Source organism: Flavobacterium sp. GNP002, assembly GCF_054343795.1.
Map to the genome: position 1 here is coordinate 1,776,677 of NZ_JBTGUW010000001.1, position 13,463 is coordinate 1,790,139.

The 13,463-nt window shown below is 34.1% G+C and carries 8 protein-coding genes; 7 read left to right on the forward strand and 1 reads right to left on the reverse strand.

Going from position 1 to position 13,463, the window contains the following annotated elements:
* Positions 1-48: 48 nt before the first annotated feature.
* A complete protein-coding gene (locus ACXX80_RS07695) occupies positions 49-1,332 on the forward strand; it encodes a UDP-N-acetylmuramoyl-tripeptide--D-alanyl-D-alanine ligase (protein ID WP_458552700.1) in 1,284 nt (427 codons plus the stop codon).
* Positions 1,333-1,397: 65 nt separating this feature from the next.
* On the opposite strand, the gene ACXX80_RS07700 is transcribed toward ACXX80_RS07695, so the two are convergent.
* Entirely contained in the window at positions 1,398-4,271 is a 2,874-nt protein-coding gene (locus ACXX80_RS07700; RefSeq protein ID WP_458552701.1) for a triple tyrosine motif-containing protein, read from the reverse strand.
* Positions 4,272-4,618: 347 nt separating this feature from the next.
* Between ACXX80_RS07700 and ACXX80_RS07705 the strand changes: the two genes are divergently transcribed.
* The 6 genes from ACXX80_RS07705 (at position 4,619) to ACXX80_RS07730 (ending at position 13,440) form a co-directional block, all read left to right on the forward strand.
* Positions 4,619-7,729 carry a SusC/RagA family TonB-linked outer membrane protein gene (locus ACXX80_RS07705; RefSeq protein WP_458552702.1) on the forward strand — a complete coding sequence of 1,037 codons (3,111 nt, stop codon included), beginning with the start codon at positions 4,619-4,621 and terminating at the stop codon, positions 7,727-7,729.
* Positions 7,730-7,743: 14 nt separating this feature from the next.
* The gene (locus ACXX80_RS07710) at positions 7,744-9,252 is read left to right on the forward strand and encodes a RagB/SusD family nutrient uptake outer membrane protein (protein ID WP_458552703.1); all 1,509 of its coding nucleotides are present in this window, start codon (positions 7,744-7,746) and stop codon (positions 9,250-9,252) included.
* Positions 9,253-9,266: 14 nt separating this feature from the next.
* On the forward strand, positions 9,267-10,364 hold the full coding sequence (locus tag ACXX80_RS07715) for a hypothetical protein (RefSeq protein ID WP_458552704.1): 1,098 nt from the start codon (positions 9,267-9,269) through the stop codon (positions 10,362-10,364).
* A 7-nt stretch (positions 10,365-10,371) separates the two neighbouring features.
* Positions 10,372-11,328 (forward strand): hypothetical protein, encoded by a 957-nt coding sequence (locus ACXX80_RS07720; RefSeq protein WP_458552705.1) that lies wholly within the window; start codon positions 10,372-10,374, stop codon positions 11,326-11,328.
* Positions 11,329-11,408: 80 nt separating this feature from the next.
* Complete coding sequence (locus tag ACXX80_RS07725) at positions 11,409-12,497, forward strand: family 16 glycosylhydrolase (protein ID WP_458552706.1); 1,089 nt, start codon at positions 11,409-11,411, stop codon at positions 12,495-12,497.
* A gap of 142 nt (positions 12,498-12,639) precedes the next feature.
* On the forward strand, positions 12,640-13,440 hold the full coding sequence (locus ACXX80_RS07730) for an endonuclease/exonuclease/phosphatase family protein (RefSeq protein ID WP_458554085.1): 801 nt from the start codon (positions 12,640-12,642) through the stop codon (positions 13,438-13,440).
* The last annotated feature ends 23 nt before the right edge of the window (positions 13,441-13,463 follow it).

The window sequence follows — 13,463 nt, forward strand, 5'->3', positions numbered from 1 at the left end:
AAATAAAAGCCCTTTGATTAGGGCTTTTATTTTTTTAAATCGTGTCAAATGGATATTAATTACATTCATAGTTTATTTTTAAAATGTAAATCGGTTTCGATAGATACTCGCAAGATTGAGTTAAATTCCTTATTTGTCGCCATAAAAGGGGAGCGTTTTGATGCAAATACATTTGCTAAAGAGGCATTAGATAAAGGTGCTTCTTATGTGATAATCGATGACGAATCTTATTTTATTGACCACAGAACTATCTTAGTCGATGACAGTTTAACAGCATTACAGAATCTGGCTAAATTTCATCGGGAATATTTGAAACTGCCTATAATAGCGCTTACCGGAAGTAATGGTAAAACAACGACCAAAGAACTGATTCATGTCGTTCTTTCTAAAAAATTCAATACCAAAGCAACTGTAGGAAACCTAAACAATCACATTGGAGTTCCATTGACATTGCTTTCGTTTAATTCAGAAACAGAAATTGGTATAGTTGAAATGGGAGCTAATCACAAAAAAGAAATTGAATTTCTATGTGAATTAGCAAAACCGGATTATGGCTACATTACTAATTTTGGTAAAGCACATTTAGAAGGTTTTGGTGGTGTTGAGGGAGTGATTGAAGGAAAAAGCGAAATGTATCAGTACCTTTCGGCAAATGATAAACTAGCTTTCATAAACTTAGAAGATCCCATTCAAGTTGAAAAGTCAAGGATGTTAAAGGCATATTCTTTTGGTGTGAATAAAACAAATGTAGATATAAATATTACTTCTGTTAAAGCAAATCCATTTGTAGCGGTAAACTATTCTAATTTGACTATTTCAACGCATTTAATAGGCTTGTATAATGCCAATAACATTAATGCCGCTTTGACTATTGGAAAGTATTTTAGAATTGATGATGTTGCAATAAAAGAAGCTTTAGAAAGTTATGTTCCTGAAAATAACAGATCGCAGTTGTTGACCAAAGGAACTAACCAAATTATTTTGGATGCCTATAATGCAAATCCAAGTAGTATGGCTGTCGCTATTGAAAATTTCCTCCAGTTAGAGAGCCCAAATAAGGTCATGATTTTGGGAGATATGTTTGAGTTGGGAGCGGAAAGTCAGCAGGAACATAAAGCAATAGTTGACCTGCTTTTGAATGAAGATAAAGTGAAATGTTATTTTATCGGTTCAGCATTTTATGCCAATAAAATGGAAAAAAGCAACTTTTGGTTCTACAATACATTTGAAGAGTTTTCGAATGATTTAGCAACGACTGAATTTGATGCTAGTACTATTTTGATAAAAGGTTCGAGAGGAATGGCACTGGAGCGAACATTAGATTTTCTTTAAACAAGGCAATTTTTTTTATAAGAGTAATGCCATCATAATAGACTATGATGGCATTTTTAGTTTTTTTAAATGCTCATTAGAAATCCAATCAAATTTTCTTTTTTGTTGAGTCCTAGTTTTTTTCTCAATCGGTAACGTGCAAGTTCTACTCCTCCGTTTGAGATATTCATGATTTCTGCAATCTCTTTGGTTGACATATTCATTAATAAATAGGTCGACAAATCTAATTCTCGGGGAGATATTGTAGGGTATTTTTCTTTTAATCTCTTGAGGAAATCAAAATGGACATTCTTAATGTGTTTTTCCAAGTCTTTCCAGCTCTTGTCCGCATTAACCTCTTTGGTGATACTTTTATTCAATTTTGTAAATTGGAATTTGGTAGAATCGTCAAAGGATTCAACATTGATGTCTTTTAATTTATAAATGATGCCATTTAGGATTTTGTTTTTCTTGACTACTTGAAGCGAGTTGTTGACTAATTCTTTATCCTTTGCTAAAATCTTAATTTGTAGCTTGTCACTTTTCAATTTTTCAATTTCTTTTTCCAGTTCATATTGTTCCTGTCTTATTTTAGATTCTTTCTCTAAATAAAGTCTTCGCTGTTCAATAGTTTCGTAATATTTGTTTTTTCTAATTTTCATTTTCACTCTGTTTCGAATGAAAAAAACAGAGGCGACAACTAGTAGAATATAAAATAAATATGCTAAAAAATGCCTGTACCAAGGTGGAGAAACGGTAAAAGTAGCAATAGCTTCTTCTGATTGAATTCCATGACTATTTCTCACTTTTAATTTCATCTTATAATCACCTTCTCTTAAATTGGTGTATTCTTTAATTGAAATAGAAGACCACGTGCTCCAACGATCATCAAAACCTTCCAGTTGATAAGAGAATTCTACATTTTCAAGATTTTCATAAGTTGGTGACGAGAATGTAAATTTCACTCGATTTGCTGAATAAGGTATTTTAAGCATCTCAATTTTATTGGGTCCATTTCCTAATATTATAGTATCTCCAGGATATGAAAAACTTCGTATAAATGCCATTGGTTTTGATGCGGAATAATTTTGTAGTTTGGAGTTATAATGTGCTAAACCATCTGTTAAACCAATTAGTATATTTTCAGGATTAATCGTGTTAATAGATATGTAGTTGTTTACGAGATTGCCGGTTAAACTGGAAAAAGGAGCAATTGTGTTTTTATAGCCGCCACTTTTCTGCTTCATTAAAACGCCTAATGACTCACTAAAAACATACCAGATATTACCATAATTATCTTCGGTTATAGAATGTATTCGTGGAAGGTCTTTGAATATTGCACTGATTTTTTTATCTTCAAAAAACAAATCTTGTTCGTGCGAATATTTATAAAAACGATTATTAGTTTGAAAGTATAAGTTGTTTTTCATTCGTTGCAAACTTCCTATTCTTTTAACTGAGCTTGATAAATTTTTATGCGTTTTTATAGATTTAAATTTGTTTAAATCATCAGAGAGCGTTAACTGATAGATTAAATTATCCTTTATTAACCATAAATTATGTTCGTCTATTTCAAACGTATTGGTAGATAGGTCAAATCCTTCTACTCGATTTTTATAGGACAATCCGCTAACTGTTTTTTCAAATATGGTAAATCCATTGTATGTGGATCCTATTAAGTAATTAGGGCGATTAGGAATTGGCTTAAAGCCAAAATGGCCCTTATTGTCTAATGTTTTAATAACTTTTCCTCCAGAAACTAACAGTGCACCTCTATTGTGAGCGCAAATTAGCTGGTTGTCTATCACTTGAATATTCCAAGCCTGACCAGTAGTTCCTTCGACAAGTTTAAAAGCATCCTCTTTAATACTGTTGTTCCAAGAATGGTAAAAAAGACCTTGATTAGTAGCTACGTAAAGATTTTCTTTATAAGCTACAGAAGCATAAACGGTACTTAAATCATAACTGAATCCAAAATAGGTAAACGGAGAGTTTTCATTGACAAAGGCAATTCCATTGTCTAGGCCAAGCCAAAGATTGTTTTTGTTGTCAATAAATGAAGTTAGGACGGTATTGTTTTGAAGTCCCTTTTTATGGTTTATGTGCTGAATTATATTTCCGTTGAAGTCGCAGATGATCATACCGTCTAATACCGAATTCAGAATGATAAATGTATCTTTTATAATTACGCCTCCAAGGGAACTATTTTTTTTGATAAAATAGTTGGCTTCAGTGTCCCAAGAAGTGATTTTTTCATTGTCGTATATAAAAAGTCCTTTGTCTAAAGTTGTAATAAGAATTTTATTTTCCGGCATTGGAAGCATACCCCAGATTTCTGTAGTGTTTAAAGCGGTTGTTCCTTTTAACGGAAATAATTTTCCGTTTTTATATTCTAATATTCCTGCAGAAATATCCTGAAAATAAAGTTTGTCTTTTACCTGAAATGAAAACTGAAATCTGTTGGGAGACTCAAGCAATTTAAGTTTCTGATTTTTGAAAATATAGGCTCTTGTAAAAGATTGGAAAATTACTTCTCCTTTATGAATGTGAATTTTCCAGATGAAGTCAATTGCTTTGATGTTGTCATTGTTTATCAGTTTTGAAACTGAAAAATAAACTAGTTTTCCTTTAGAATTAGCCTTGAAATATCCAAATTCATCATAGCCTCCTACAAAAATTTTTCCCGAATCATCAATTTTTAAGCATCTGATAGCAGATGCATTTGGAAGACTGTACTTCTTCCATGATGATCCGTCAAATTGAAAAAGACCATTGTTGTTTGCAAAATATAAATTGCCGTTTTTATCTTGATCTATGTTCCAGTTTTGAGTACCTCCTTTATAATCTGTTCTTTTATAATTTCTGATTTCTGGCAAGCCAATGTTTTTTACCTGTCCATAAATGGTTGTTAAGGATGATGAAATCAGAAAAATTAGAATATGCAGTTTGATAAATCTCATAATTGAAGTCTAAGCTGATGAGTTGATTGATATTGAAAAAAGACAATATTTTTTATTTATAAGATGATGGTTCTTAGATTGTTTTCAATCGAATTCTATAAATAAAACGCAATATCTCTTTATTTTATAAATGTAGTGGTTTTTATTTTAATTAACATTTAAATAACGATTTAAAAAAATATTTAAACTATTTAAATATAGGTAATTATAATTTTTTTGATGTGTTTTTGTTAAGTATTAAAAAAGCATTTGATGTGTTTTTGTAGTAAATAATTAAAGTGAATATAGAAAAAATAGTGATAATATTGCTTAAAATTACTAATTAATTAACCAAAATTTTTAGAAATATGAAATTTACAAAACTGTTTGTTTTTTGTCTTTTATCTATTCTATTCTCAGTTTACGCACAAGCACAAGATGTTACTGTAAACGGAAAAGTATACGATGAAAATGGGCTTCCAATCCCAGGAGTCTCTATTTTAATTAAGGGAACATCGAAAGCTGTAGTAACCGATTTTGATGGAAATTATCAAATTAACGCCGATGCTAAAGGTACTTTAGAATTTAGTTATGTAGGATATACTACAATGAAAGAACTAGTCAATGGAAGGGCTAAAATTGATGTTAGACTTAAACCTTCAACAGAAAGCTTACAAGAAGTTGTAGTTGTAGGTTACGGAACTCAAAAGAAAAGTGTTGTCACTGGAGCAATATCCAGTGTGAAAGCAAAAGATCTTGAGAAAGTACCAAATGGTCGTATCGAGCAAGCTTTACAAGGTAGAGTTTCCGGGGTTACTATTGCTGCCAGTTCTGGGCAGCCAGGTTCTGCATCCACAATCCGTGTCAGAGGGGTAACTACTTTTGGTGATGGAGGCAATAATCCACTTTGGGTTGTTGACGGTGTTGTTGTAGATGGTGGGGGAATAGGATTCCTTAATCAATCAGACATAGAGTCGATTGAGGTGCTTAAGGATGCTGCTTCAGCTGCAATTTATGGTACTCGTGCTGCAACAGGAGTAATTTTGGTGACAACCAAAAAAGGAAAATCAGGAAAAATTTCGGTGAACTACAATGGTTTTTCAGGAATTTCATCACCAGAAAAGACTTTAAATTTATTGAACGCCACACAATATGGGGCTTTGTTAAATGAAAAATCAGTTGCTGCCGGCGGACCTGCAATATTCCCTAATTTATCTGCTTTAGGTGTTGGTACAGATTGGCAAAAAGCGATTTTTAACACAAGTGCTTTCCGTTATTCTCACGAATTGAGTATTAGTGGAGGAACTGATGTTTCTAATTTTTATGCTTCTTTTGGACTTCAAGAACAAGAAGGAATTGTTTCCACAGAAATATCAAATTACAGCAAAAAGAATTTCCGTTTAAACTCAACACATAAAATATCTAATGTATTTACTTTCGGACAGACTTTAGGTTTTTCGAGACAAAAGTCAGTTGGTATTGGAAACACAAACAGTGAGTTTGGTGGACCATTAAGTTCAGCAATCAACTTGGATCCAACTACTCCTTTGGTTGAAATGGATCCTGTAAAAGCGAATGCTGCACCTTACAGTACTAATCCTGTCATTCGTGATGCAAATGGTAATCCTTATGGGATTTCAAGTTTAGTTGGTCAAGAAATGACGAATCCTTTGGCTTATGCCAAAACAAGATTAGGAAGTTATGGAACGTCAGATGATATTGTGGGTAACGCATATATTGAAGCGGCTATAACAAGTCATATTAAAGTGAGATCAACTTTTGGTGCAAAACTAGCAACATGGGGAGGTCAAGGATTTACACCTGTTTTCTATTTGAGTGCTACTTCAAATGTGCTTAAAAATAACTACAGTAAATATGAAAATAAGAGTTTTGCATGGAATGTTGAAAACATATTGACATATACAAATAAATTTGGAAATCATAACGTAACGGTTTTATTAGGGCAAGGATCTTATGTTGAGAATATTGGTGGGGGTCTTGGAGCTACAATGTTTGGATTACCGGTAACTAATTTTCAAGATGCATCTTTCAACTTTGATATACCCCAATCGGATAGAAGCAGTTATACATTTGATATGACTGAACATAAATTGACATCATTGTTTTCACGTGTAAACTACGATTTTAAGGAAAAATATTTGTTTACAGGGATTATTCGTCGAGATGGTTCAAGCCGCTTTGGTGCCAATAATAAATTTGGGGTATTTCCTTCGTTTAATTTAGGATGGGTTTTAACCAAAGAGGATTTTTGGAAAGAAAGCAAAGTAATTAATACTTTTAAAATAAGAGGTGGATATGGAGTTGTTGGGAATGATGCCATTCCAGATTTTAGATACCTTTCTTTAGTTGCAGGAGGTTATAATTATTCTTTTGGTAACGCAGGAGCAATTACTACTGGTTATGCTAACCTTACACTTGATAATCCGGATTTGAGATGGGAGGAAACTTCTCAGGCAAATATTGGTTTTGAATCGAAATTTTTTAATGACATAAGCCTTACTGTAGATTTATACAAAAAATCAACTAACGGTATTTTGCGTCCAATAAATATTCCAGGTTATGTAGGTGTTACTGCAAGTCCAATTGGGAATGTAGCTGATATGGATAATAAAGGTATTGAGGTTGAATTAGGGTATAAAAAGACTTTTGGAGATTTTAATTTTTCTGTAAATGGTAATGTTGCATACCTAGAAAACAAAGTTACTTACTTGGCAGCTGATTCTGATTATATTTCAGGAGACGCTTCTTTTCAATCTATGGGAGCAGTAACAAGAACACAAGTAGGACAATCGTATAACTCATTTTACGGATTTAGAACAGCAGGTATTTTTCAAAATCAAGCTGAAATTAATGCTTATACAAATTCATCAGGAGGTTTAATTCAACCAAGTGCACGTCCTGGAGACTTCCGATGGGTTGATACAGATGGCAATGGTTCAATTGGAGATGATGACAAACAATTTTTAGGAAGTAATATTCCAAAATACACTTTTGGTTTGACATTAAATTTAGATTATAAGAACTTCGATTTGATGGCATTTGCGCAGGGAGCTGCAGGAAATAAAATTTTCCAAGGTTTGCGTAGACTAGATGTAGGAAATGCTAACTATCAAACAATTGCTTTAAGCAGATGGACAGGTGAAGGAACTTCAAATGATTACCCTAGATTGACCAATAATGATACTAATGGGAATTTTGGGAAAATGTCAGATTTTTATTTAGAAGACGGAGATTATCTTAGATTGAAATTAGTTCAACTTGGATATTCATTGCCTAGTAGTGTTGTAAGTAAAATAGGAGCTAATAAAGTACGCTTTTATTTAACTGCCGAAAACTTATTGACTATAACTAAATATACGGGTTACGATCCTGAAATTGGTGGAGGTGTATTCGGTATAGACAAAGGGATTTATCCACAAGCAAGAACATTTATGCTTGGAGCTAATTTACAATTTTAATACAATCAAGAATTATGAAAACGATAAAATTTAAGTATTTATTTATTGCAGCAGCTGTGGTTTCATTCGGTTCCTGTACAGAAGAATTTGTAGATGTAACACCTAAAGGCTCTTTTCTTTCGGATAATTATTATGCAAATCAAGATCAAGCAACAGCCGCTTTAGTAGGAGTATATGATCCAATTAGAAAAAACACAGGTGGATTTGATAACATGATAGGAATGATGAATGCTGGTTCTGATGATCATTTTGCTGGTGGAGGAGGTTCTACAGATGGAGCAGGAATTCAAGGTTTTTCAACACACACACTTACTGCTACAACTGTTCCGGGTAGTTTTTGGAATGATCATTACCAAGGGATTTTTAGAGCAAACACTTTGTTGTTGAAATTACCTGGTGTGGCTATGCCAGATAATGTGAAAGCTCGATTTACGGGGGAATCAAAAGCATTGAGAGCAATGTATTATTTCAATTTGGTTCGATTGTTTAAAAATGTTCCATTATTATTGAATCCTTTGGATGCAACCAATATGTATGAGGCTGAGCAAGCTACTCCAGAAGCTGTATATGCTCAAATAGAAAAAGATTTGATTGATGCAATAGGCGCTTTACCGACAACTGTTCTTGCTGATACTGAATCTGGACGTCTTACAAAAGGGGCAGCACAAGCTTTGCTTGGAAAAGTCTATTTACAGGAAGGTAAAAAAACCGAAGCAGCAGCAATTCTGGCTTTGGTAAATGGTACACCGGGCGGAACAAATCAATATGGCAACAAATTGTTAACTAATTATAATGATCTATGGGTAGTTTCCAATAAGTTTAATACAGAGTCACTTATTGAAGTTTCTCATACCAGTGCCGGTAATTCTGACTGGGGATTTTGGGGTTCTGGTGGAGACGAAGGGAATTCATTGAATGTTATGGTAGGTCCTAGAAGTTATTCAAGACCATCAGGTTCTACGGCACCTGATTTACCATCAGGATGGAGTTTTAATGTTGTCACTCAAGATTTATATGATGCCATTAAGTTAGATCCAAGATTTGGTGCTACAATATTAGACTTAAAAGCTTTGAAAGCTGCAGGTAAAGCAGATTATATTGGGGGGTATCAAGATACCGGATATTTCTTGAACAAATTTCTTCCTCGAAAAGAAGATGTGAGAACTGGTGGTGGAGCCGCAGAATTAAACTACAAACAAAATTCTTACATCATCAGATTGGCTGATACTTATTTAATGGAAGCCGAAGCGTTAGGCTCAGGAGCAAGAGCTCAAGCTTTACTTGATGCCGTTAGATCAAGAGTTGGTTTGCCTTCTGTTCCGGTTACACTTGCCGCCATTAAAAATGAAAGAAGAATGGAACTAGCAGGTGAAGGACACCGATTTTTTGATCTTGTTCGATGGGGTGATGCAGCTACTAAGTTATCAAACAGAGGTTTTGTTGCCGGTAAAGATGAAATTTTCCCAATACCAATAAGAGAACTTCAAGGAACCAAATTGAAACAAAACCCTGGCTATAATTAATAAAAGATAAAATTATGAAAAAGATAAAATTAATTTTCAGCTTTATACTAGTACTGTTTGTAGCTATAAGTTGTACAGTGGAGGGAATCAGTGATGATACGGCTCTTTTAGGCACAGAATCATCTGCTAATCTCAATAAAATATTTGATATCAGTACTGATAATTCAGGAAAAGTAATAATAACACCAACAGCAGATGGGGCAATTTCTTTCAAAGTAGAATATGGTCACGGAACTACATCATCAGTTACAGTGCAACCCGGAGCTAGTACAACCCATGTTTATCCAGAAGGAAAATATACGGTAAAAATTACCGCTACATCAATTTCTGGAGCGAGAACTGAACAAACATTTCCATTAGATGTTGTGTATAGAGCACCTGAAAAGTTAGCAGTTACTTTAAATAAAAACATTCACAATTTAAAAGTAAAAGCTAAAGCAGATTATGCAAAATCGTATTTAGTTTATTTTGGGGATGTTACTAATGAAGTAGGTACGCCATTAGCTGCTGATGGAGAAGTTTCTCATGATTATGCAGTTGCCGGAACTTATAATGTAAAAGTTGTTGCGTTAAGCGGTGGTGCTGCCAAAACAGAAAAAACGACACCAACAATTATTTACAATGCTTACGGGTTACCAATCACATATGAATTAGCGACTCAAAATTATGGAGTTGGTGGAACTTTTGGCGGAATTTCAACAGCAGTAGTAGCAAATCCTTTTCCAACAGGATTAAACACTAGCGCAACTGTTTGGAAATATACAAAAACTACCGGAGCAGAAACTTGGAGTGGAACCTATACTCCTTTAGATTCTCCAATAGATTTTGCAACAGGAAATAAAATCAAATTACTGATGTATGCTACAGAAGTTGGTAAAAGTCTAAATGTAGAATTAGAATGGGCTGTAGGAGGAACGCCTGCAAATGGTGTTGCTGTTTTAAAAGTAGCTAATACTGTAGCCAATTCTTGGCAAGAATTAGTCTTTGATTTCAGTACAATTGCAGCAATTCCGGCTAATGCCAAATTTACTCAACTTGTATTTAGATACGATGATTCAGCAAAAGGATCAGGGGAAGTAATTTATATAGACAATATTAGATTAACTAATTAAAAAAAATATGAAAACAAATATCAAATACATTTTAGGGCTTTTCATAGTAGCACTAACATTTATTAGCTGCAACGAAGAAGAATATAGTTTGGGCGAATTATCGGCACCGGCAAATGTTGTAATAAATACTGAGGTTGTCGGAGTAGATGCAACGCATCCAAACGGTGATGGTTCGGGAAGTGTAAAAATTACTGTAACAGGAGACAATGCTCTTTCGTATAAAATTGATTACGATGCCAATACCCCATTAGATTTAGTGCATTTACCAACAGGTATGACTACTAAAAAATACACTTCTGTTGGCGTAAACACGTATAGAATAACTGTTGTAGCTTATGGCAAAGGAGGATCTTCTACGAATGTTACTAAAGATGTTACCGTAAGAAGTGATTTTACTGTTGCTCCGGAAATTGTTACTGCATTAACGAATAATGCTTCAAAAACTTGGGTAGTAGATAAAAGTGTAGCAGGTCATCTTGGTGTAGGTCCTTGGAACGTTGCTTCGATCAGACCAGAATGGTGGGCTGGAGGTGTTAATGAAAAAGTAGCTTCTGCAAATTGTATTTACACAGCCACTTTTACTTTTGCTAAAGTTGCTTCCTCGGGAACATACTCCTTGAAAGTTGCTACTCCGGACGGGGCATTTACAAAAACAGGTTCACTAACAACTCTTCCGGGTATTCCGGGTTCAGGAGATGAAGGATGTTATAATTACGGCGGTGGAACTTCTGCTTTTAGTTTTATACCAGCATCATCAGGTGCACCGGTAGTAATTACGAATGCTGATAATTCGACTTCGACTCAAACCAGTATTTTATTGTCTGGCGTTGATACTTTCATAGGATATGGAGCAGTTCAAAAAGAATATGAAATTTTGGTTATAACACCAACTTATCTATATGTTCGTGTACAAGGAACCGAAACTGGAAATGCTTGGTATCTAAAATTGAAACCGGCACTTTAATAAATCATAAGATATAAGCTCAGAACAATTAAAAGTTCTGAGCTTTATTTTAAGCATTAATCATAAAAAGCTTTTAAAAGATGAGAAATAATTGGGTACTTCAATTTTCGAAAAATAAGAATTATATGTTTTTGGTGGCTTTAGTTAATTTTTTCCTGTTGTTTTCTTGTAGTGGTAGCAATAATAGTGAAGATGGAACAGTAACTGCACCTTCAAATCTTTCGGTTTCAGTAACGGTAGCTGGAGCAACGGCACAAAATCCAAACGGTGATGGCAGCGGGACCGTGAACTTTAACATCAGTGCAACTAATGCCACTTCCTATAAAATTTTACTTGGTAATGGAGAAACTAAAGAGTTAACAAATGGAAGTTTTACTTACACCTATACAACAGCGGGCACAAACACCTATGTTATATATGTGTCAGCATATAATTCAGGACAATTTGTTTCTTCCACTATTTCAGTAACGGTTTTCGTAGGTGCTGCTTTAGTTTGGTCAGAGGAGTTTAATGTCAATGGGGCACCGGATAGTTCAAAATGGGGTTATGATTTAGGCGCAGGTGGCTGGGGAAATAACGAATCTCAGTACTACACAAACAGACCGGAAAACGTAATTGTTCAAGATGGTATGTTGAAAATTAAAACGCTAAAAGAAAGTTTCAGCGGAAGCAATTATACTTCGGCCCGAATTCTTACAAAAGATAAATTTTCGTTCAAATACGGAAGAGTGGAAATAAGAGCAAAATTGGCATTGGGCGCTGGAACTTGGTCCGCTTTATGGATGCTTGGAAGTAACATAAATACTGCCAGTTGGCCTGCTTGTGGAGAAGTTGATATTATGGAACACGTTGGCAACAGCCAAAACAGGGTTCATGGATCCTTGCATTCTCCCGGGCGTTCAGGAAACACACCAGATACCAGTACGGTTATGGTTCCTAATGCTTCCACAGAGTTTCATGTTTATGCTATCGATTGGTCAGCAACATCTATCAAGTTTTACGTTGACAATCAATTGTTTTATACGTTTGCAAATTCGGCTAGTCTTCCTTTTAATCAGAATTTTTTCTTAATCATAAATTGTGCAATGGGAGGGAATTTTGGCGGAGCAATAGACCCAAATTTTACATCTTCCACTTTTGAAGTAGATTATATTAGGGTTTATAATTAAATATGTTTTTGTTAGGTTTTGTTAGGTCTTCATTGGGGGCTTCTATTTGTAAGTTGGATAGAAGCTCTAATGAAGAATATGAATTTAAAATAAAAAAATGAAGCAGTCAAAAAAAATAATTATTTCGATAGTTTTCATTCTTATGGGAGCTTTTTCCAATGCGCAAACATTGAAAGTGATGACGTATAATATTCGCTTAGATATTGATAGTGACGGGGTCAATGCTTGGAGTCTTCGTAAAGATTATTTCTCTTCTCAAATTCAGTTTTATAATCCTGATATATTTGGAGTCCAAGAAGCAAAACCCAATCAGGTAATTGATATTGCAACATCACTTCCGGAATATAATAATGTAGGTATTGGAAGAGACGGAATTGGGCAGGGAGAATCGTCTAATATTTTTTATAAAAAAGAAAGATTTATGGTTAAAGAAAGCAATACTTTCTGGCTTTCTGAAACACCAAATACAATTTCAAAAGGTTGGGATGCTGCCTTAAATAGAGTTTGCACGTACGCGCTATTCAAAGATTTAAAAACAAAACAGCTCTTTTGGGTTTTTAATACACATATGGATCACATTGGAGAAGTAGCCAGAACCAAAGGAATCCAATTAATCCTTTCGAAAATAAAGGAATTAAATACTAAAAATTATCCTGTGATTTTTATGGGGGATTTAAATTCAGAACCTAAAGAAGACAGAATAATAATGCTTAAAAAAGCAATGGATGATACCAGAGAAGTTTCGCAAGAGAAACCTTTTGGCCCTTATGGGACTTTTAATAATTTTAAACACAACGAACCCGTAACTAAATTGATAGATTATGTTTTTATTTCGAAGAATAGTAATTTGAAAGTAAAAAAATATGCTGTTTTAAGCGATTCAAAAGATTTGAAATACCCATCAGATCATCTACCAGTTTATGTTGAAATAAACTTTAAATAAATTATGAACACTATAAAAAATAC

Coding starts and splice junctions, on each gene's coding strand:
- ACXX80_RS07695 (WP_458552700.1), top strand. CDS start 49: ATGGATATTAATTACATTCATAGTTTATTTTTAAAATGTAAATCGGTT.
- ACXX80_RS07700 (WP_458552701.1), bottom strand. CDS start 4,271: ATGAGATTTATCAAACTGCATATTCTAATTTTTCTGATTTCATCATCC.
- ACXX80_RS07705 (WP_458552702.1), top strand. CDS start 4,619: ATGAAATTTACAAAACTGTTTGTTTTTTGTCTTTTATCTATTCTATTC.
- ACXX80_RS07710 (WP_458552703.1), top strand. CDS start 7,744: ATGAAAACGATAAAATTTAAGTATTTATTTATTGCAGCAGCTGTGGTT.
- ACXX80_RS07715 (WP_458552704.1), top strand. CDS start 9,267: ATGAAAAAGATAAAATTAATTTTCAGCTTTATACTAGTACTGTTTGTA.
- ACXX80_RS07720 (WP_458552705.1), top strand. CDS start 10,372: ATGAAAACAAATATCAAATACATTTTAGGGCTTTTCATAGTAGCACTA.
- ACXX80_RS07725 (WP_458552706.1), top strand. CDS start 11,409: ATGAGAAATAATTGGGTACTTCAATTTTCGAAAAATAAGAATTATATG.
- ACXX80_RS07730 (WP_458554085.1), top strand. CDS start 12,640: ATGGGAGCTTTTTCCAATGCGCAAACATTGAAAGTGATGACGTATAAT.